The organism is Nostoc sp. (genome assembly GCF_036916985.1).
Taxonomy (GTDB): Bacteria; Cyanobacteriota; Cyanobacteriia; order Cyanobacteriales; family Nostocaceae; genus Nostoc.
In genome coordinates, this window is the sequence record NZ_JBALFD010000027.1 from 189,943 (window position 1) to 211,580 (window position 21,638).

Annotated in this window: 11 protein-coding genes; 3 read left to right on the plus strand and 8 right to left on the minus strand. The window is 40.2% G+C overall.

The window, feature by feature from the left end; all coding sequences use genetic code 11:
- Positions 1 to 401: 401 nt before the first annotated feature.
- From V7L07_RS11040 to V7L07_RS11065, 6 genes are all read right to left on the minus strand, one after another.
- Positions 402 to 2,222, minus strand: coding sequence for a hypothetical protein (locus V7L07_RS11040; RefSeq protein ID WP_335057674.1), 1,821 nt, complete (start codon positions 2,220 to 2,222; stop codon positions 402 to 404).
- Positions 2,200 to 6,900: an AAA domain-containing protein gene (locus V7L07_RS11045; RefSeq protein WP_335057676.1), complete on the minus strand. Its 4,701-nt coding sequence runs from the start codon at positions 6,898 to 6,900 to the stop codon at positions 2,200 to 2,202. Before V7L07_RS11045 ends, V7L07_RS11040 begins: the two co-directional genes overlap by 23 nt.
- Positions 6,901 to 7,149: 249 nt before the next feature.
- Positions 7,150 to 9,969 (minus strand): calcium-binding protein, encoded by a 2,820-nt coding sequence (locus tag V7L07_RS11050; protein WP_335057678.1) that lies wholly within the window; start codon positions 9,967 to 9,969, stop codon positions 7,150 to 7,152.
- 380 nt (positions 9,970 to 10,349) lie between these two features.
- Positions 10,350 to 10,547 carry a hypothetical protein gene (locus V7L07_RS11055; RefSeq protein WP_334776080.1) on the minus strand — a complete coding sequence of 66 codons (198 nt, stop codon included), beginning with the start codon at positions 10,545 to 10,547 and terminating at the stop codon, positions 10,350 to 10,352.
- 424 nt (positions 10,548 to 10,971) lie between these two features.
- Positions 10,972 to 15,450, minus strand: coding sequence for a translation initiation factor IF-2 N-terminal domain-containing protein (locus V7L07_RS11060; protein WP_335057680.1), 4,479 nt, complete (start codon positions 15,448 to 15,450; stop codon positions 10,972 to 10,974).
- Between the two features lie 60 nt (positions 15,451 to 15,510).
- Complete coding sequence (locus tag V7L07_RS11065) at positions 15,511 to 16,428, minus strand: histone deacetylase family protein (protein WP_335057683.1); 918 nt, start codon at positions 16,426 to 16,428, stop codon at positions 15,511 to 15,513.
- Positions 16,429 to 16,540: 112 nt separating this feature from the next.
- Between V7L07_RS11065 and V7L07_RS11070 the strand changes: the two genes are divergently transcribed.
- Positions 16,541 to 17,551, plus strand: a complete 1,011-nt coding sequence (locus V7L07_RS11070) for a mechanosensitive ion channel family protein (RefSeq protein ID WP_335057685.1) — start codon at positions 16,541 to 16,543, stop codon at positions 17,549 to 17,551.
- A 139-nt stretch (positions 17,552 to 17,690) separates the two neighbouring features.
- On the opposite strand, the gene V7L07_RS11075 is transcribed toward V7L07_RS11070, so the two are convergent.
- Positions 17,691 to 18,470, minus strand: a complete 780-nt coding sequence (locus tag V7L07_RS11075; protein WP_335057687.1) for an MBL fold metallo-hydrolase — start codon at positions 18,468 to 18,470, stop codon at positions 17,691 to 17,693.
- Between the two features lie 159 nt (positions 18,471 to 18,629).
- Here V7L07_RS11075 and V7L07_RS11080 point away from each other — a divergent pair, with 159 nt between their 5' ends.
- Both V7L07_RS11080 and V7L07_RS11085 read left to right on the plus strand, forming a co-directional pair.
- Positions 18,630 to 19,523 carry an alpha/beta fold hydrolase gene (locus tag V7L07_RS11080; RefSeq protein ID WP_335057689.1) on the plus strand — a complete coding sequence of 298 codons (894 nt, stop codon included), beginning with the start codon at positions 18,630 to 18,632 and terminating at the stop codon, positions 19,521 to 19,523.
- A 125-nt stretch (positions 19,524 to 19,648) separates the two neighbouring features.
- Positions 19,649 to 20,713 (plus strand): serine/threonine protein kinase, encoded by a 1,065-nt coding sequence (locus tag V7L07_RS11085; protein ID WP_335057691.1) that lies wholly within the window; start codon positions 19,649 to 19,651, stop codon positions 20,711 to 20,713.
- Between the two features lie 55 nt (positions 20,714 to 20,768).
- On the opposite strand, the gene V7L07_RS11090 is transcribed toward V7L07_RS11085, so the two are convergent.
- A complete protein-coding gene (locus V7L07_RS11090; protein WP_335057693.1) occupies positions 20,769 to 21,509 on the minus strand; it encodes a Uma2 family endonuclease in 741 nt (246 codons plus the stop codon).
- Positions 21,510 to 21,638: the final 129 nt, after the last annotated feature.

The window sequence follows — 21,638 nt, forward strand, 5'->3', positions numbered from 1 at the left end:
GAATCATTTAATTGCAAACTCATCGGAAATCGGAATTATAGATTTCTGGTCTATTTTCAGTAAAATTATTATTACTTAAGTATGAAAAATATCTTAATCATAATTTGTACGCTGTACAAATAGACATATATATGATCCTAGAATAATCAGTTTTTCAGACAGTTGGGGTCAAGCAAACACACATTCTTCTATAGGTTTTTGTTAGATACTTCATGCTACTTGTTGAAAAGAGAAATATCTATATCTCAAGATATATTCATTTTGCCTGTGTACTATTAGGGTGGTAATATTACATAAAGCAGCAGATATGATGCTGATAATAGTATTTTCAATTTGGTGGCTCTTTTTCAGAAGGGGTTTGAATCCTATAAGTGAAAAAAACCTCCTGCCTTCTGCCTCCTTCAAGTATTTTTGGATATAAAATTAGCAGGTGAATCACTCTCTTGAACAATATTGAGACGTAAAAACTGCACCCAGACTTCATCATTAAGTAAGTTTAAAGCAGTTTGAGGATTGTGACTTGCGATCGCGCCGATAACTTTACGCCATCCTTGTTGTAATAACTCAATAAAAGCCTCTTCAATAGAAACCTGATTTAGCAATGAAAGTGCCATTTTAAAAATTTCCGAATCAGATTGTATATTCTGGGATTTTAAACCCTGAAGTGCTATATTTAACCACACAGGCAGAAGTTCTAACCAATTATTTTGCTGTATTTCTTTGAGTGCAATATCTTCCATACCTAGCGCACCCCAAATGCACAAAGACTCTATAGGTAGTTTAGAATCACGATTTTCTAGAGCATTTTGCCATAAAATTTGAGCATGATTTTGGAAGCGATTAGCCAGAAATTCATAAGCTTCCTGGACTTGATGGGGAATTGTAACTTTATAAACTGACTCACCTCTTGGTAGGTAATCGCCGCGATAAGATAGCCAGTTATGAGAGCCACAAAGATGTATTTTGCGATCAACTATTACTTCTTTGACATGGGAATCTCCTAACCAGAAAACTTGTACAGATGGTAAACCATCAAGTGTTTTGATTGCTCGAAGTTTTTTCTCTATTTCTGGTGGAATTGGTTTATCTTCATTTTCTAGTTGTCGCGCAATTCCATGTCCAATTAAAATCCAAACTCCACGATTAGCTAATTTCTGTAACAGGGTTAAAAATTTTTCATTGACAACTGCCTGATTCACCCACGGAGAATAAATTAAAACCTGACTTTTAGCCGAATTTAAAACTTCTAGAAAAGCTTGAGAAATTTGCCCATCGCGTATCTGTACGGCTTCACCCAACACTTTAGAATTATCTACTTTATCGCCAGCTTTTAAGGACTTTTGGCGAATATTTTCGAGTCTAGCTTCTATTTCAGTATTTTTCTGCTTGAGGATAGCTTCACGTTCAAAATCGATGGTTTCTGTTGACAATTTGCATAATGTTTGCAAGGATATTTTGCCTTCATTATGTAGAACTTCTAACCAATTTGATGCTGACTCTAAAATTTGCTTTCCATTTCTTATTTGAATCCTCAATTTATCTTCCAGAGCATCAAATATAACGAAAAGCGATATCTTTCTCCAAATTTTTTGAGTTGAAGCTAGTACCTTACAGGAAGTGACGATTTTTCCCTCTTCTGGTACATGAAGGGCTAAACCTGAAGCTTGAATACTTTTTTGGATTTCCTCAAGCGGTAAGGAAGTAATATCAGCAATTGTACGATCAATAGTGATAAAGTCTGCTAAGTCAGGCAATTTTATCACTGTCTCATTTAAGGATTCAGATTGAAAGGTTATTTTGTCGCTTAAAGGGTCTGTAATAGCATTAATTTGTATAGGATATGGCGGCTGTGGTACAAACCCTTTTTCATAAAATGAACGCCCTTCAGGAGTAACTGTTAGTGGCGATGTTGCTGATAGAGTTTGCAATGACCGAAGAGTTGCAGTAGTAGTTTTGATAAATACAAAATCCAGTCCAAGTACAGAGGCTAATTCATCCTCGGTTGGCGGAGGCTGAAATTCAATAGCAGCGCGGATAATAAATTCTTCAAGTACGTTAAATTGCCGGGGTTCCTTGATATTTACTTCTATAGGAGTTTGACGCAAACTATAACGGAATTCACGCGCGGCTAAAACTGATAAACTAGGACTTTGGGCTTCTATTTCGTCTACAAAATTTTTGAGATTATCATCAATCGGTTTAGCAGAAGAGGCGAGAAACATCAATGAAACCTCCATGTAGACGCACGATGTTTGAAACTTCGGAGTACATACTTCCGATTTGCCCACGCTGCTGAGTGAATAGCGAATGACAACCCACAATTACTAGTAATTCTTGAGCGCGAGAAAAAGCAACGTTAACCCGTTCTGCTTTTTTGGCAAATCCTACGTCTCCTCTATTATTATTGCGAACCATACTCACAATTACAACAGGTCTTTCCATACCTTGAAATCGGTCTACTGTGCCAGTGGTGATTTGCAGCGATGGGAAATGTTTAGATTGCAGGCGTTCATCAATTTTTCTGAGTTGAGCGCCATAAAAAGTAATCACGGCGATTTCTTTTTTTTGTTCACCATTAGCAACTCTAGAAGCCCAAGTAGCTTCAAATTGCTGACATAGACGCTCAATCGCATTAATTTCTGGAGTATTAAAGAATGAAGTTCCTGTCGTTTCCTCTTGAAACTCATCTCGTCCAGGCGTTTTTACCCAGATAAGATGGTGATGTTCTTTGATGATTTTGCATCCTAGATTATGTGTGCGTTTAGTGTCAGGCTCTAAGATACCACATTCTAGTTTACCATCATAAAATTGATTGATTGCCCCCATAATTACCGGGTGCATTCGATATTGAATATTTAACATTTGTTTTATGCTATCATTAGCACTTTCAAACTGAATTTTAAACAATGATTCTTGCAATAATTGTAGTTCTGTATTGTTGCTGCCAATCTCTTGAGAAACTTCCTCTAAAGTCTTCATGTCGATCATGGGTGGCAATTGTCGATGATCGCCTACCATGACCAGCTTTTTACCTTTCAATGCAGGAATTAATAACTCTGGAGGAGTACATTTACTAACTTCATCAATAATGACGACATCAAAGTATTTAAATTCTTGTGAAAATTTGTAATTTGCAGATTGAACGCAAGTGATGCCAACGACATTAGCATTATCTAGATAAATGCGCTTTAAATCGTTGCGATCGCCTTCCGTTGGCTCTCTTAATTTTCCTATCCAATCTTGGACAAAGTGTTGATATCGATTGAGATAAGCTTCTTCATTTTTGAGTTGCTGTTGCCAATATTGAAACTGAATCTTTATCTTGTGTAAAAAGTCCAGATAAAACAAGTCTGTCGAATCAACTTCAGGCTTGAATTTACCAGGAATTGCTTCCCAAGTTGACTGCCACCAAGTTCGTTCATTTGATATATATTTTAACTTCTGCTGTAAACGCTCAACAATTTCCTGTATTTGACTTTGAGTTTCTATAAATTGGCTTTTGTAGGTTTCCGTTGTTTTCTGCAAGCTAGTAATGCGAACTATGAGCAGGTCTTTGCTAGTGGAAAGTGTAGCAAAAGGATCGATTAAGGAAATTAAAGTATCAAGTTGTTTGGTACGATTTTCCCAGTCCCGTATTTTTGCTCTAAATTGTGGTGTATTAGTCAGAATATTTGAATTATTATCGAGGTATTGTTGCACTAAAAGTCTTAATTCTTTTGGTAAGTGTGGGAAAGAAAAAAGTTCTTGTAAGAGTGCGATCGCTCTTTTAAATGTGAAATTAGCTTCCCTACTATCAGTTTCTAGCTGCTCTTGATTAGCAGATATTTTTTGCTGATCATTAGCCACCAATCTCATCTCTTCATTTAATTGTTGCTCAAGCTGTTTTTGCTCTTTTTCTGTTTCAATCTGTAGTTGCTTCAGCCTTGTACTTGCACTCGTAACTATACCATTGACCATTTCTGCGGCAATTTGGGAGATAGCCGATTCACTCTCAACAGGTTGAACTCTTTTACGTATAATCTGGGCTTGTCTCCTAATAGCCTCAAGCGTTATGGCCGCACCATAACGGCGGCTATATGGACGTAACTTTTGAGCTATGGAATCTAAATGTTTCTGCTTAACAGCAACCGCAAGCACCCATTCAATAATCCGACCCCAAACTCCTAGTGGTTTTTCAATCTCATTGATGATATTTTGTGCTAGTTGCTTCAGATTTATGAGGGATTCCACAGGGTCTAGCGCGTTACTAACACTCACCTGAGAAATAGCAGCTTCATTGATTGAGCGATTACCTAATAAATTTCGCCCCCGCACTAGTAAATCTCTGATTTCAGTAACCCGACTGCATACCCTATCCCATTGGCGATATTTTTGAATTAATTCATTGACTTTCAACTGACACTGATCAATACTCTGTTGCCAGGGTAGAGGCTGATTTGCAATCGTCATACTTTGTAATCCCCAAGGTAATGAGATTAATTCAACTGTAAAGGTTTGACGATTTTGTAAGCACTTTGTCAATAGATTGACAATATTTAAATTAGCTGTAGACAGCCATATATCAACGTCATTTATTGCTAAATTGACCTCAGATTCACGGTTGTGTAGATTTCTAATTCTTGATTGTAAGCTTTGCTGCTTGGCAAGCAATTGTTGATGATTTGACTTTAGGCGACCAAGAGATTCTGAATTTTGTGTGTAAGTCTGTGCAGCTAACTCCGCTTCGCTCATTGCCATAGCTATATCACTGGCGTAGGCTAATGCTGTGCGAACTTCAGCAATCCAAGAAGCTACAGTGTTCTGTAACCAACCAGCTAAACCAAATAAGCCGTGATTTGGTTGAACCATACCAAGTTCAGAAGCCAAATCAATTGCTAACCGAAGATTTGCAGCAAAGTTTCGCAAAGAAGCGTCTGTAGATGTGTATTTCTTTAGACCCCCCCACAAATTAAGAAGTGCTGGATCTTGCCAGTCTACTGAAGGTGCTTGATTCAGCAATTCCTCTAAAGCAGTTTTCAGAGATTCAACCTCGCTCAGTTGAGATGCAGCTTGATTGTATTCATTTCTTTGGATTATACAAGCAGACTCTAAATTTGCTTTACGCGTCTGTAATAAATTCTGCTCTTCCTTAAATACCTCTTCTACTTTCAGGTATGCTATAAATCGTTGTGATGCTGCCAACAATTGCTGTAAAACTCTTACATTATCGAGGCGTTGGGCAAGATTTTTTTCGCAGTCAGTAGCAGTATTGTCTAACCATCTACCAATCACTCGATCTTCTAGAAATGGCTGTCCTTCTTCCCCAACTCTTTCGGCGTTTCCCTTTCGCACAGTGCGAATCACTGGGTTATGGACTAATCGACTCAGTGCGTTATCTACTGCTAAATTGGCTTGAGAAGTAATTAGAGTTCGTCCACCTCGTAGAGCAACTTGATAGCAAATCTCGGCAATTACAGTAGTTTTACCAGTACCCGGCGGCCCTTGAATGAGGACTAAATCCTCAGATGCAAGCACTGTTTCTACTGCTGCTTTCTGACTAGGATTAGCTGAGGATAATAACAAATCCTCTGGTCGCAATTCGACAGTTTTTTGGATAGGTCTTGCTTGGGAAGCGTCGAATAAAAAGTTTCCCAAATAGGGATTTTGGGTGCGTCCCTGTTTTAATTGTATCAAGGCTGCTTTTTTGCGCCGGATCTGTTGGATGTCACCAACTGCCTCGAAAAACAAAAATCCGGTAGCTGGTAGCTGATAACGCCCTGCTGCCATATAGTCAGCTAAATCGCGTTCTAGCCTCACACGAATAATGCCACTGTTTGGGACAACTTCTTCAATAGTTCCTAATAGGCGGCTGTTGCGCCAGTTTTGTCCTGTGGGAGTAGTCTCGAACAGCTTAACCTCTTCATTCTTTGCTCGTTTTACCCGTTCCCAGAAGTTTTCCACAGCCAAGGAATTTTCATCAGAACCGTCAAGAGTAGCTGAGGTTACATCAATCTCAAAAGTAATCCGTTTTCCGAAGCCATTGTGGCTGAAAAAAGGCACGCAAAATTGGCGTGCTTGAGCGATTTTTTCCTCAATCTGTAAAAATATTTCCCAAATTCGCAGATGATCTTCTGTAGGCAAATGGTCGCCGCATATAGGCATAGCTGCCATCCGTGCCAATGCCGTTGGCGCAATATCGATACGAGACTGATGATTATTAGGCAGCAGCCGTAAACGATAAGGTACAGCATAACTATCAGTATTTCCCTCTGAAAGTTGTAGCAACCTAGCAGATAGTATCTTTAAACCGCCCCTTCCATCTTGTTGTACAACTGCTCTAAATCCTAGTGTTTTTCCTAGCTTCTCAAGTCTTGCAGGTAATTGAAAATCATCCTGATCTGTTGCTATGGTTAAATCCCAAATTTCTTCTCCAGGATTTTGCCCCGCGCCCTTGCGGCGTACATAGACTAGGTGAGGCTGTTGACCTAGTAAATCAAATATTAACTCGTTAGCATGTTCTCGTCGCTGCCAAGGTTCACGATACGATTCAAGGGATATTTGACTTTCAAAATTGCTGATTAAACTATTAATTGCCGAAGAACCTAAGAACACATAGCCCCATTTATCCGACTCTGTTTTAATATCTAAGCAACTTGCTTGCGAAGATATAGTAACGGATAGTTCTGGCGTTTGAGAAGGACGATTTGTTAATATTTGTGGTTGATGAATTTCCAAAGTTTGTTGTTTATGGAGGGCAGCTTTTTTAGCAGCCAAACGGATTCGTCCTACATCAAATTCTGAAATATTGCTACTATCGCTTTTGACTAAAATCTTGAGTTTATCGCAAATTGCTAGTAACTCTTTATTATCCAAATTCAATTCTTTTGATAGCTCATAGATTCTGACTTGGGCGTTGTTCATGCACCGCTTGCCTTTGTTGAGAAAGTTTTCCAAGTCTAGTATTCCCAAATACTGAGAAGGAAAAACATCTTAAAATTCTGCTGCTTTACTTATTTGGGGTACTATTGCCCAGTAAAAATAAATTTCCCGACATCTTTAAAATGTCGGGAATTTAAGCCTTTTAATTTTCACTAATAAAATAGGTCTGTACTGTCAATAGTACACAGTGACTCAAAACTGAAATTTCACTTGGTAATGGCTACTTGAAGTTTAGATAACCGCGATATTGGTGTTGTTCAGGGCAGGATTGCCGGATAAGGTGGCAATCTGTAATGGTGCAGATCCGCCTAAGCTGCCATCGGCATCAAAGAACAAAGCTCCATTTGTCGTATTGTAAATGAACCGCTGAGTTGTCGTGTTTGCTGTCGTAATGCCCGCACCGGAACGAAAACGGTTTGTGCTTAAAGTACCTGCGACCAATCCGCCACCAAAGCCTGCGGCGGATATCTGAATCTTGTCGCCACCAGAGCCACTGAAGCCATTAATTGTATCTAGGCGATCGCTAGCAGCTGTAAATCGATAGGTATCTGCCCCATCACCTCCGGTTAACACATCATTACCAGCCCCACCAACCAGTAGGTCATTACCAGTACCACCGATTAGTATGTCATTACCAGCACCGCCAGTGAGCGTGTCATTGCCCCCAGCCCCATTGAGGTTATCGTTGCCATTACCGCCAGCGATCGCATTGTTCCCACCATCGCCGATCAATACTATTCCGAGATCGTTCAGTGTTAAACGGTAATCTCCCGTAGCCCCTGAGCCAGCTACATCACCAAGACCTGTCACTGCGTTGTAATTAGAATTTGGGTTGGACGACACGCCGACGTAGTATGTACCCGCCTGAGTAAATGTATAAGCCAAGTAAGAAAACTGGCTAGAGGTTTCACCTGGCGCGGCTCCATCATTGTTGGCCGCGAGTTGTGTGCCGCTAGAGTTGAAGACCCTTAGGTAGGTGTTGAGGTTTGACCCATTGCGAGAATCCACATCGAACCCAACTTGCTGCCCAGCAGAAACGGTAAACTTGACCAGATCGACATCAGTTTGTGGACTCAAGGAAAAGTCAGCGAACTGACCTAGTGTCTTGATATTCCCTGCACGATTTTGAACTTTAGCGATCGTGTCATCAGGATCTTCATTAGCGCTGACGAACTTTGAGGTCAGGGTGTAGTTTGTGGAACCATTAACCCCTTGGACGCGGACAAAATACCGCCCAGCCCCCAGTACCCGCGAGAGACTTTCTGTCGGTGAGTTCAAGACGTTTGATGTCGCTAAGATATCACCTGCATCGATCGCATTATTATTATTGACATCCTTGATCAGTGAAAGCGATAGGTCTTCACCAGCAACGCCTGTTGTGTTCAGCGTAACTTCGTAGGTATTTGACAAATCAAAGCGATAAAAGTCATTAACATCACTGGAGGCATCGAAGGATTGTTCAATATAGTCCTGGAAAGTTTGGTTGGGCGGTGTCGCCCCAGCGATCGCAGCTAGTGGGCGGGCTGTACTTAAGGTATTTCCGGCGTAATCTGAGACTAATCGCACGTTGTAGGCAGCCTGTTCACCGGTACCATTGGTATGCAAAAAGTACGTTCCTGCTGCCAGGTTGGCGGTCAGCGAACCAACACTAAAGGGCGTAATCGTTTCACCAGGGTCGAGTCGCTGGTTATTGTTCGAGTCTCGGACAATTGACAGGGTGGGATTCTGGGTAGCTCTAGAGTAGTAGGGGTTATTAAATGCTGAAGCCGAGAGTTGACCCGCAGTGGTCATGGTGAACTTGAAGTAATCAGAGAAATCACCCGCACTGATGCCAAACCCATCACCCAAATTAAAGGGTGTCTCCCCAATTAAAGCACCGAGCGATCGCGCTTGTGACAGATTGTTATACGCCTGTGGATCGCTCTTAACAGCATCAAAATCGGAATCGAGGTCGAGTTGATAGTTAGTATAAGCTCCGTTTTGCACCACTTGAACGTAATAAGTACCCGCCCCTAAAGTGGTTGAGAGTTGATCGTCTCCTGGGTTCGACGATGAGAGAATGACTTCTCCTGCTGAAATAAACCCGTCGTTGTTTGTGTCCTGGGCGAGGCGTAAATTGGCATCAAAGGTTGGAGGTTGAAAGAAAGAGGTATCGATGTCCAACCGTAAATCGATTGGTGAGGTTTTATCTAGGGTGAATTTGTAGAGATCGTTAGCATCTTCATAGGTTGGCAGTCCAAATGGGCCTCCTACCATGTCGTATAAGCGACGACTGCTGCCACTGACATTTCCTAAGTCTCGTGCTGTGCCAGTAACATCACCCGCGTAATCAGTGACGATGCGGAGCGTGTAAGGGTCGGAGCCGGAAATCTGGGTGTACTTGACGTAGTAGACACCAGCAGGGGCAGAGTAGCGATCGACATTGAGACCATCGCCCACTGTACCAGAAACAGTCTGTAGTACGTTGCCGTTGGAGTCAAGTAGCTGCATCCTGGCCTGTAGCCCACCAGTATAGGTGAAGTCTTTCATCCGCAGGCTGATAGTGCCAGGAGCTTCCATTGTAAACTTCATGACATCAACGTTATCACGATAGTCGAGATAGTCTTGCCAGTTAATCTTGTTATAAGCCAAATATTTACTGCTGCTTTGACCCCAACTAGTGCCGATATCTCTTGCTGTTGCTAAGGTTGAGCCAGAATAGTCGTTATATAGGTAGAGGTTATAGTTTGTCGTATTAGACGAGTTGTAGTTGTGTACTTTAACGTAATAGTACTGATTACCCTGTAGTGAAGCTTTGAGCGTCTCGCTCAGGTTGCCGCCAAGGGTACTACTGGCAACTAGGTTCTGGTTTTGGTCGTAGAGGTAGATGTCGGCGTCGGCTGACAAGCCGTTGAGAGGGGCGTAGAGCGTTGACGGCCCATAGAGGGTAAAAAACTTGTAGTAATCATCCAAATCGCCCGGACTAACTGAATCACTGGTATAGAAGTTCTGTTCCAGATAAATGTCGGGAACAACTGTTGCTTCGTTGAAGGTATTGTTAGGTTCTGTCATAAGAAAAATTTTTAACTAGGTGTAGAGAAAAAAAGAAACGAGCAAATATCCACAGATAATTCCTGAAAGCCTTCCAAGCTTCTTGAGGAACCTTCAGGTGATGCAATTCTCAGGCTTTTTTGATGTAGCAAGGATTAAGTTTTAATATCTTTATAAGTCATGCAAAACGTTAACTCAAGTAATTCGACACCAATAGTAAGAGGTTATTTATAAAGTAAAAACAAAATTATTGTACGGCCTATTAGGCGTATATTCCTAGATGATTTGTCACAAAAATTTCATCAAAGTGCTAACGCACCGCTATGTAACACGGTGCGTAATAGCAAAGCCGTAATACACCTTACTTAGGATTTACTTTATAAATAGTCTCTAAGCAGGCTTTATGAAATATGAGTGGTGATATCTTCCTCCAAGGATACCGAAGAACTAACGCCGCTTTCTGGGGTTGAAAGCTCATCACTTACCATTCCATCCCATGAATAGTTGCAGATTTTAGTGTGAAGCAATGTACCAAAAGTCAGGTTAATTGCTAAGGCGAAAGAATCGATAAAAATTAGATTTACAAAGCGATCAATCATTAGACCCCCTTGAGCTAAATTAAGCATCAAGTGATATGTGCTTTGTTACTACACATGCCACAATCTCTTTTCCAGAAAAGATCGGATCTAAATATTTCTCGGTTAAGGGGAAATGGAATTGCTGGCGAGGGTAACAGAAAATTGAATCTTAGCAAGAAGTAACGCCAGACAAGGGACTGCATCTCATCAATATAAGTGTAATAGATAGTACATAGAAATAGAAACTATCTACTTATACAGGCTAACTTAGTACAACATTTCATTAATTCATAGCGAATAGGACTAAAATAAACTTTGCGCTCCTCTGCGTTTACCTCTGTGTTCCTCTGCGTTTAAAAGAGTTATGAACTTATGCAAAGCTGTACTTACCTAGCAGTTCACCTCAATTTCTTCTAGAAAATTCTTGAGGTTGTCATCAATAGGTTTAACTGAAGAGACGAGAAACATCAACCAAACCTTCATGAAGACTGACAATATTTGAAACTTCAGAATACATACTTCCAACTTTACCTGCTTGATGGGTAAATAAATTATGACAACCGACAATTATCAAGAGTTCTTGGGCACGAGAAAATGCAACATTTACCCGCTCTGGTTTCTTCGCAAATCCGACATCTCCTTTGCTATTGTTGCGAACCATACTCACAATCACAACAGGTCTTTCCATCCCTTGAAATCTGTCTACTGTCCCTGTACGAATCTCTAATGAAGGGAAAAGTTCAGATTGCAGACGTTCATCAATTTTTCTTAATTGAGCGCCATAAAATGTAATTACGGCGATTTCTTTTTTTGGTTCACCATTAGCAACTTTAGAAGCCCAAGTATTCTCAAACTGTTGACACAGACATTCAATTGCATCAATTTCTGGAGTATTAAAGTAAGAAGTTCCGTTTCGTTGCTCTAAAAACTGGTTTTCCATAGGCGTTTTTACCCAGATAAGATGCTGAGATTCTTGGACAATTTCGCCTGCTAGATGATGTGCGCGTTTTGTATCTGGCTCCAAAATACCAGATTCTAATTTACCGTCATAAAACTGATTGATTGCTCCCATAATAAAGGGGTGCATTCGATACTGTGTCGTTAGCATTTGTTTGATGCTTTCATCAGCAGATTCAAACTGACTTTTAAACAGTGATTCTTCTAAGAATTGGAGTTCGTCTCGTGTATTGCCAATTGTTTGGGCAACTTCTTCTAGAGTGCTAGTATCAAGCATGGGTGGTAATTGCCGATGATCGCCTACCATGACTAATTTTTTACCTTTCAATGCAGGGATTAGTAACTCTGGTGGAGTACACTTGCTAACTTCATCAATGATGACGACATCAAAGGATTTGAATTCTTCAGAAAAGCCTCTATTTGCAGCTTGCACACAGGTGATACCGACGACGTTAGCATTGTCTAGATATATACGCCTTAAATCGTCGCGATCGCGCTCATTTGGCTGTCTTAATTTCCCAATCCAATCTTGTACAAAATTCTGATATTTATTGAGATAACTTTCATCTTTTTTGAGTTGCTCTTGCCAAGATTCAAACTGAATATTGATATTGCGTAAGAACTCTATATTAAATAAGTCTGTTTGAGAGTTTTCTGGTTTAAATTTATCAGGTATTTTTTGCCATTCTATCAACCACCAACTTCGTTTTTCTATCAAGCTCTCTGCTGGCTGTGGTAGTGATTTATCTTCTACTTCGCGTAGATTAATTTGTAATTTTTGAAGTTGCTGTAGAGAAGTTTGAGTTTCTTCTTGCAGCTTTGATAAATGCTCATTTAGAGAATGTTTAATTATCTCCAGCACAGCAAAGGGTTCTAATGATGAAATTAAGGTTTCAAGCTGAATAATGGAAGTTTCCCAATAATTCACTTGATTTGAAAATTCTTGTGGTTGCTCCCAAATATTTGATTGTGTCGCGAGATATTTTTCAACGAGAATGCGTAATTGAGCGGGTATATTTTGTTGACTAAGTTCTTGCAAGATATTTATTACTCGTCCAAGTTGCAAATTAGCATCCTGTTGTGATTTTTCTACCTCAGCTTGAGTAATAGATATTTGCTGTTGGCTAACTTCATTTTTCTGAAGTTCATTTAATAGTCGTTGTAGATGCTGAAGCTGTTGATCGGTTTCAGTTTTAACTTTTAAAACGCATTGACGCGCATTTGCAAGAATAACATCTAGCAATTCTTGGGTAATTCGGGTGAGAGTAGAGTCAATGTTATTCCATTCCCACGATGCGCCATAAGTTTTTTGAATTCTAATTAAAAAAGCTTGAGTATTTTCAACTAATAATTTTCGCTGTTTGGGGTTAAGTAGCTGATAATTATTAAACTGCTGATAGGTTTCTTGCCATTGGGTGCGGTCGCTCTTTGATAGCACCATTGGAATCTGACTAAAATTTTGTTGTAAAAAATAACTAAAATTATGCTGTTTACCTTTTCTATCAGTAAAACCTCCGTCTATTTCATAAGCGATCGCTTTTGCTAATAGTTCCCATTCGGGGAGGTTAATTTTGTATATTTTGGGTACTATTGGCAATTTTAATGTATTAGCAAACATCAACAAACCTAAAGGCAAATCTACTAAATTCTCTGTTAGTGGTAAACCTGATTGATGACAATCTTTTAAAGTTTGATACAGATGAGAAGGCGCTGTAGATTTCCATTCCTTAACGGCTGAGATAATATAATCGATTTCCCGTTTGCGATTTTCCCATATCTGGATTGTTTGCTGTAGGTTTTGTAGCTTAGTAAGATATTGCTGATAATCTGGTTGAAGTTGATTTAACGATGCGAAATTTTGTTTGACAATCTGAACTGAAACCGCAACCTCTGATATAGCTTTACCTGCATTTTGAGCATCAGTCAAAGCAGTTTTAAATTTAGAAATTTCTGTGGCTACTGTTTCACGTAACCAAGCCGCTAAACCAAAAGCACCAAGCGTCGGACGCACAAAGCCAAGCTCATCAGTATATTTGATGGTTTGACGAACATTTGCTAAGAATTTTTCTACTAAATTGTTACCTTCTGTATAGGGTTTAAGAAGTGGCAAAAAATCTGTAATTTCTGGAGCTTCCCAATTGATATTTGGTGCAGTCTTTAGTATATTCTCCAGTCTTGAGATTAGTGATTCAACTTCGTTCTGCTTTTCTTCAGTTTCATTATAAGATTTCTCTTGATTTTTAAAGTTAGTCTCTATTTTTATCTTATTTCTATGGAATTTATTTTGTTGTTGATTAAATTCTTCTTCTGCTTGTAAGTAAGCCGCGAATCTTTCTGATGATGCCAGTAATTGACTGAAAGTTTGAATATTTGTGAGTCGTTGTGTAATATTATTTTCACAGTCATAAGCTGTATTTTCTAGCCATCTACCAATCACTTGGTCTTCTAAAAATGGCTGTCCTTCTTCCCCAACTTTCTCGGCTCTTCCTTTGCGTACAGCGCGAATTACAGGGTTATGAACTAATCGACTTAGGGCATTATCTACTGCTAAATTGGCTTGAGAAGCAATTAGAGTGCGTCCACCACGAAGGGCAATTTGATAACAAATCTCAGCAATTACGGTAGTTTTACCAGTCCCCGGTGGCCCTTGAATGAGAACAAGATCCTTAGCCGCAAGCACCTTTTCTACTGCTGCTTTCTGACCAGGATTAGCAGAAGATAACAATAAATCTTGTGGTTGAAGTTCAACAGTTGTTTTGATTTGTCTCGCCTGAGAAGCATCGAATAAAAAGTTACCTAAATACGTATTTTGAGTGTAGCCATTATTCAAATCATCTAAAGCTTTTTTCTTACGCTGAATCTGCTGAATATCACCAACTGCCTCGAAACATAAAAATCCTGTATCTGGCAACTTATAACGCTCTGTTGCCATGAATTCAGCTAAATCGCGTTCTAATCTAAGGCTGATAATACAACGGTTGGGGTCAACTTCCTCAACAGTACCTAATTGACGACCGCTAATCCAATTTTTGCCGACGGGAGCAGTTTCAAAAAGCTTCAAATCTTCGTTTTTTGTATGTCTTGCTCGTTCCCAAAAATTGCCCACGTCGAGGGAATTTTGATAAAAGCCGTCAAGGGTGGCTGAAGCTACATCAATTTCAAAACTGATTCGTCTTTTGAAGTTATAGTTATGGCTGACGTAACGCACGCAAAACTGACGCGCTTTCGCGATTTTTTCTTCAATTTGCAAAAACGCTTTCCAAGCTTTAAGCTGATCTTCTGTGGGTACATGATCGCCACAAACTGGTGCATTTGCAATGCGTTTCAACGTTGCCGGCGGAATGTCAAGATGATGCTGATGATTAGGCAGCAAACGCAAGCGACAAGGTATAGCATAGCTATCGGCGTGTCCCCGTGAGGGTTGTAATAATTGAACCGAAAGTATTTTTAAACCGCCGCGTCCATCTTTTGGTACAGCTGCTCTAAATCCTAATGTTTTTCTGAGCTTTTCAAGTCTTGCGGATAATGGAAAATCATCGGAGTCTGTTGCTATTGTCAAATCCCAAATTTCCTCTCTTGCCTCTTTCCCCGCACCTTTGCGACGTACATAAAATAGAGAAGGCTTTTTTCCGACACATTCAGACATTAACTCATTGGCGCGATCGCGCCGCTCCCGAAATTCGGGATATGATTTCAGGGCGGTTTCACCTTCCAGATGGCGGATAAAGCTATCAATTGCTGAAGCTATAAACATATAGCCCCAATCTTCAGAGTTGGTTTTAGTTTTTGAGGATTTTGCTGTTAGTTTATTTGCTACTGAACGTATACGTTCTGCATCGGATTCTGAAATGGCGCTGGTATGACTTTTAACTACAATTTTGAGTTTTTCGCAAATTAATAATAGCTTCTTGCTATCCAAATTTAATTCTTTTGCTAGTTCGTAGATTCTGAGTTTGCCGTTGTTCATCCAGTAGTTCCTTTGCGTTTAAAAACTTTAGGATTTTGTGTAGTATTTCACATTAAATAACTATAGTTTGTACTGCTGATAAACTTCGCTAGCGGCGCGATGCAGCAGGGAGTGTCGCCAAACGAGGGACTTCATATCGTCAGCATAACCGCCGCCAATGACACAGGCAACAGGATAACCGCTACTCATACAGGTACTCAAAACCTGCATTTCCCGGCGAAAAATGCCAGCATCGGTTAAGGCTAATTTTCCCAAGCGATCGCCTATATGAGGATCAACACCAGCATCATAAAATACTAAGTCTGGCTTGACTTTAGACAATAAATCTGATAGGTAATTCGCCAAAGTTTGTAAATAGGCGTCATCCTCCATTCCTATCGGCAAAGGAACATCCAAATCGCTATTTTGTTTTGTACCGGGGAAATTGACTTCGCAGTGCATGGAAAAAGTAAAAACGCTGTCGTCGTCTTGGAAAATAAAAGCTGTGCCGTCTCCTTGATGGACATCCAAATCTACAATCAGAATTTTTTGGACGAGTCTAAATTTTTGTAAAACGCGACAGGCGATCGCTAAATCGTTGAAAATACAAAAACCAGATCCATAACTAGGAAAGGCATGATGAGTTCTACCAGCCGTATTACAAGCTAAACCCTGACTTAGTGCCAGTTTCGCAGTGAGTATTGTACCACCCACCGCTACACAAGTCCGATTTGCTAACGCCGGACTCCAAGGCAAACCAATACGGCGCTGTGCTTTGGCATCTAGGGTTCCTTCACAATAAGCTTGAACATAGCTTGGGGTATGGACTAACTCTATCAATTCTGGTGGCGGACGTTCGGGAGTGTGAAATTGTTCTTGATTCGCGACACCATCAGCTAACAGTAATTCGTAGAGTTGTCGGAACTTAGACATCGGAAAGCGATGCCCTTCTGGTAGCGGGGCAATGTAATCTGGGTGGTAAATAATTGGCAAGTCCATAAGGAAAGAAAATCTCAAGCAGCTAATCCGACAACTACAAGCTAAAATTTAGCCATAATCACAGCAAAAATGCTGCTCTCATAAAATCTAAAATTACAAATTTAAAATTGATATGATGGAATGGATTCTGCCGATTGTATTTATTCTAGCTGGCTTACTGGCTGGAATAATTGGTGAAAAAGTTATTTTCAAAAAACTAGAAACATTCGTTAATAATAAACGAATTGCTGGGGGGAATATTATATTTCACTCTCTGCACCGTATGACTTTTATTTGGTTTGTCATTGGCGGCTTTTTTTGGGCAATTCTGAGCGCACCCTTGAAACCAGATATTGTGATCGTACTGCAAAAACTTTTAACGATCGCACTGCTGTATTCAGTAACCCTAGTCTTAGCCAGATTGGCTGCTGGTTTTGTTAATTTATTTATTCGCAGAGCCGAAGGAGTTCCCACTTCACTAATTTCTAACTTTGCTAAAACTACTGTTTTGATTTTAGGAACATTAATCATTTTGCAAACAGTAGGTGTTCAAATTACACCGATAGTCACAACTTTAGGTATTGGTGGTTTAGCTGTTGGTTTGGCACTTCAAGACACACTCGCAAATTTGTTTTCTGGTTTTTACTTAATTATTTCTAAACAAGTTAGAACTGGAGACTATGTAAAATTAGATGCTGGACATGAAGGATATGTTATAGATATTTCTTGGCGAAATACGACTATTAAAGAAATTTCAAATAATGTCGTCATTGTTCCTAATTCTAAGTTGTCTTCGGCGATTTTCACAAATTATCATTTACCCGCCAAGGAAATTACTTTAACAATGGATGTGGGTGTCAGTTATGATAGCGATTTGGAAGAAGTTGAAAAAGTTACTGTAGAAGTTGCCAAAGAAGTCATGCAAGAAATTGCACCGGAATTAAAAGAAAGTGAACCATATATCAGATTTCATACTTTTAATGATTTTAGTATAGATTTTACGCTTTATATGCGGGTCAGTGAATACTTTGATCAGCGGATTGGTAAACATCTATTTGTCAAAAAATTACACAAACGCTATCAGCAAGCAGGAATTCAAATTCCTTTTCCCATTAGAGAAGTATATATGCAAGATAATTCATAAAGATCCTGGCGACTAGAAGTCGCAGCTACACAGGCAAAACCCACCTGTGTGGGTTAAAAACCCTTGATTTTCTCTTAGTCCACGGAGGTGGACTTAGTTTGTATAGCCGCGATTTCTAATCGCCAGCGCTAGGTACAACTTAGATTGCTAATGCTCGTTTTTCTAATGGTAGTTCAAAGCGATCGCCTGGTTTCGCTTCAAGTACCTGCGTCGCCAGATTGTTTTTCTCTAGTAACGAGCGAAATTCCTCAGCATTTCCTTTAGTCTGAATAAATTTCATCAGCAATCCTTCAAAGTCCACATCCCCACCTGCTGCTGTCGGTATTATTACTTGAGGCTGTAATGATTTTACTACTTCTAAAGCACTATTTTGTCCTTTAATAATCGGCCCAAGCAAAGGAAGCGTCATGTCAACAAACGGTGTAATCACGACATCGATAGGTGCAGCTTGCTGAAGTTGTGGAGAATGATACCCGTGAGGTTCGTAGTATACAGTTAAACCACTCTCAAAATCTTTCAGGATATAACTATTTTCTACCAGAGTCGGACCAATGGGAGAGCCGGGGAAAGCCTTGATTTCAACTTGATTATCTAAAGTGAAAGTTTCACCGTGAGCCAAGACTGTAACTTGGGTGTAACCTAACTGCTGTACTACCTTGGCAGCATTGGGAGAAGCTACAACCTTGATGCTGTGGTCGAGTAGCTTAAGGGTTGGTGGGTGTGCATGGTCTTCTAAACCCTGAGACAGCAAGATCAAATCAATATTATCTGGAATTGGGCGGTTTTGCGATCGCGAACCTTTAAATAACCAATCCAAATTACTGAAAATTAACGAACCAACCAGCCAAGGGTCAATTAATATTCGTTTACTGCCAATTTCCAGCAGCCAAGAGTTACTGTCTAACCAAGTTAAAAACATAAGTTTTGTGAAGATAACGCCTCTCTTCATTATCAATCGTGTCAGCTTTTTTGCGAGTGTCGAGGCTAGTACCTACATTTATTTAGTGCTGAGGTCTAAGCGTTGATGAGTTGGTAGAGAATATTACTATATTAAAGAAACACTTTACTAATCTTCATAATGACTGTAACGACACAGCAGCTTGCAACTCAAGACGCCTTTGAAAAATTCATTTGGACTTGGAAGGGTTACAAAATTCAGTATACTGTTATGGGTACAGGACAACCTTTGGTACTGGTTCACGGCTTTGGTGCTTCTATTGGACACTGGCGCAAAAATATCCCAGTTTTAGCTGATGCTGGCTACCAGGTGTTTGCTATAGACCTTTTAGGTTTTGGTGGTTCTGATAAAGCACCCATTGATTACAGTGTAGAAGTTTGGGTGGAACTGCTGAAAGATTTTTGCACAGCACACATACACGAACCGGCTGTATTTATTGGTAACTCCATCGGCGCACTTTTGAGCTTAATTGTACTGGTAGAACATCCAGAAATTGCTGCTGGTGGTATTTTAATTAACTCTGCGGGTGGGTTGAGTCATCGTTCCCACGAATTGAACCCGCCGCTACGGATGGTGATGGCAGCTTTTAATCGGTTTGTGCGATCGCCAATTACAGGTAAATTTGTCTATAACCGCATCCGTCAAAAAGCCCAAATTCGCCGCACCCTCTACCAAGTTTACCGCGATCGCCAAGCCGTCACCGATGAATTAGTTGATTTACTTTATACTCCCTCTTGTGACCCAGGAGCGCAACAAGTCTTCGCCTCCATTCTCACAGCCCCGCCTGGGCCAAGTCCAGAGGAACTTTTGCCCAAAGTAGAACGTCCCTTACTAGTAATTTGGGGTGCTGACGATCCCTGGACACCAATTACCGGGGCAAAGATTTACGAAAAGGCGCGTGAGAATGGCAAAGAAATTAAAATTGTTCCCATTCCCAATGCCGGTCATTGTCCCCACGATGAGGTTCCAGATGTTGTCAATTCCCAGATTGTTGATTGGCTAGCGCAAAGGTGATAATTTCGCCTTTCTGCTAATGTGCCTTAGCCCAAATAGGAGAAACATGGGGCTAACAATCTGGGTGAACGGATCTAAGTTTTTTAATTACACCTTGACAAAATCAAACTCATCTGGTGTTTATAATGGAGCTTGGTGTGCAAAATGGACATAAAAGGGTAATTCCCTTAAATCACCATCCAGATTTTTCTCAACAAGGCTATCAAGTCATCACCGAACTAGGACGCAATAGTGAAGGTGGACGCATTACTTACCTAGCTAATGTCCTCAACTCTAATCAACAGGTGGTGATTAAAGAGTTTTGTTTTACTCGTGCAAGTGCTGATTTATCAGGAGTGAAAGCATATCAGCGCGAAATTGAAATCTTGCAACAACTGAATCATTCCCGCATCCCTCGCTATATAGATTCCTTTGAAATCCCAGGTTTTTTTTATCTGGTACAGGAATATAAAAATGCGCCATCTCTGGGTTTAAAACGCAGCTTTCATCCTCAAGAAATTAAGCAAATTGCTCTGTCAATTTTAGAAATTTTAGTTGATTTACAAAAGCAAGTTCCTCCAATTATTCATCGGGATATTAAGCCAGAGAATATTTTGGTTGATGAACAACTAAATGCTTACCTAGTTGATTTTGGTCTAGCGAGAATGCAGGGTGCAAAAATAGCCCTGAGCAGCTTTGTAGCTGGAACCCCAGGTTTTATGCCACCAGAGGAACAGTTTGGTCATACCCTGACTGAGGCATCAGATTTATATAGTTTAGGAGCAACACTAATTTGCTTACTTACCAATACCCGTTCTGTTGACATTGGGAAATTAATTGATGATAACTATCGCTTTAATTTCCAAAAATTAGTTCCTCAAATCAGTCCACATTTTCGGTCGTGGTTAATGAGAATGGTAGAACGCAACCGAAAACGTCGCTATGCTAATGCATCTGTTGCTTTAAAAACACTTCAGGCAATTGAAGTTGTTGGTACTGCCACTGAGATAGATACTTTAGTCAGTACAATCAAACCGAGAAAACAAACGACTGTGCTGGGACTAGCCACTGTAGTTACACTGGCTGTGGTGGGTTCAACTTTAGTGAGTTGTCAACCTGGTGGTGCAGTTAGACAATTCCTAAAAGCTACAGAATGTCAAGGCTTTGATTTCAGATCAAGTTGCCAAGAAAAAACCAGACATGAAGATTAGTTAGGTCGCTTCCGGCTAAGGATTACAACACTTTTCATCGGAATTACAAAATTACTCACAACAAATCTGGATTCTCACCCAATTCTCTTAATTTAGCCGCTAAACGTTCGGCTCTTGCTTTCGCTTCTTCCTCTCGTACTTTTGCAGCTTCTTCTGGTAACAAAACTAAATTGCCTGCTACATCATAAAATCGCAACCAAATCGCCGTTTCTCTGTCTATGGTTCCTTCCCAAGTTCCCAACCAGAAATTTAAACGTCTACACCATAGCCAATTGCGCTCATTTGAAGTTAAAGGCTGATATTGTTGATTATCATCTAAATGCCATCCCTGCAAAGAATTAGGATCAAAGGGGTCATAGACAAAATAATCTGAGGTATGAAAAGTTTGTTCGTAAAGATTTTTCTTAATGCTTTTATCTATTGTTGCGGTTGATGGTGACATTAATTCCACAATTACGTCAGGATAACGCCCATTTTCTTCCCACACTACCCAACCTTGTCTGGAGTTATTACCGTCAACATTCAGCACAGCAAAAAAATCTGGCCCCCGAAAGTCACGATTACGAACTTGGGTACTGCTGTAGTAAATAAACATATTTCCCCCAGTAAAATAATCATTGCGATCAGTCCAAGCCTGCTGCAATGACCGAATGAGGACATTCATAGCAATCCGGTGGCGATTAGATTCCAAGGGTTCACCATCATCAAATATTAAATCTGTAGGTGGCATGGAGGGTTCCCAATCCACAACGGCTGTAGGTTGCAATATCGCTGCTGGATTATTTTCAGTAGTCATGAGCGATCGCCTTTTGTCATTAAGCCTTAAAATTCCATCTTAATCTGGGGATTGGGGAAAGAATCTGCTTAAAAATTAGATTTTTTATCTATTTCAGCCGCCGCTTAAATCTTGAAATGACCAAACTAC

Excerpts from the sequence above, each read along its gene's own strand:
- V7L07_RS11040 (WP_335057674.1), bottom strand. The coding sequence starts at position 2,222 with ATGTTTCTCGCCTCTTCTGCTAAACCGATTGATGATAATCTCAAAAAT.
- V7L07_RS11045 (WP_335057676.1), bottom strand. The coding sequence starts at position 6,900 with ATGAACAACGCCCAAGTCAGAATCTATGAGCTATCAAAAGAATTGAAT.
- V7L07_RS11050 (WP_335057678.1), bottom strand. The coding sequence starts at position 9,969 with ATGACAGAACCTAACAATACCTTCAACGAAGCAACAGTTGTTCCCGAC.
- V7L07_RS11055 (WP_334776080.1), bottom strand. The coding sequence starts at position 10,547 with ATGATTGATCGCTTTGTAAATCTAATTTTTATCGATTCTTTCGCCTTA.
- V7L07_RS11060 (WP_335057680.1), bottom strand. The coding sequence starts at position 15,450 with ATGAACAACGGCAAACTCAGAATCTACGAACTAGCAAAAGAATTAAAT.
- V7L07_RS11065 (WP_335057683.1), bottom strand. The coding sequence starts at position 16,428 with ATGGACTTGCCAATTATTTACCACCCAGATTACATTGCCCCGCTACCA.
- V7L07_RS11070 (WP_335057685.1), top strand. The coding sequence starts at position 16,541 with ATGATGGAATGGATTCTGCCGATTGTATTTATTCTAGCTGGCTTACTG.
- V7L07_RS11075 (WP_335057687.1), bottom strand. The coding sequence starts at position 18,470 with ATGTTTTTAACTTGGTTAGACAGTAACTCTTGGCTGCTGGAAATTGGC.
- V7L07_RS11080 (WP_335057689.1), top strand. The coding sequence starts at position 18,630 with ATGACTGTAACGACACAGCAGCTTGCAACTCAAGACGCCTTTGAAAAA.
- V7L07_RS11085 (WP_335057691.1), top strand. The coding sequence starts at position 19,649 with ATGGAGCTTGGTGTGCAAAATGGACATAAAAGGGTAATTCCCTTAAAT.
- V7L07_RS11090 (WP_335057693.1), bottom strand. The coding sequence starts at position 21,509 with ATGACTACTGAAAATAATCCAGCAGCGATATTGCAACCTACAGCCGTT.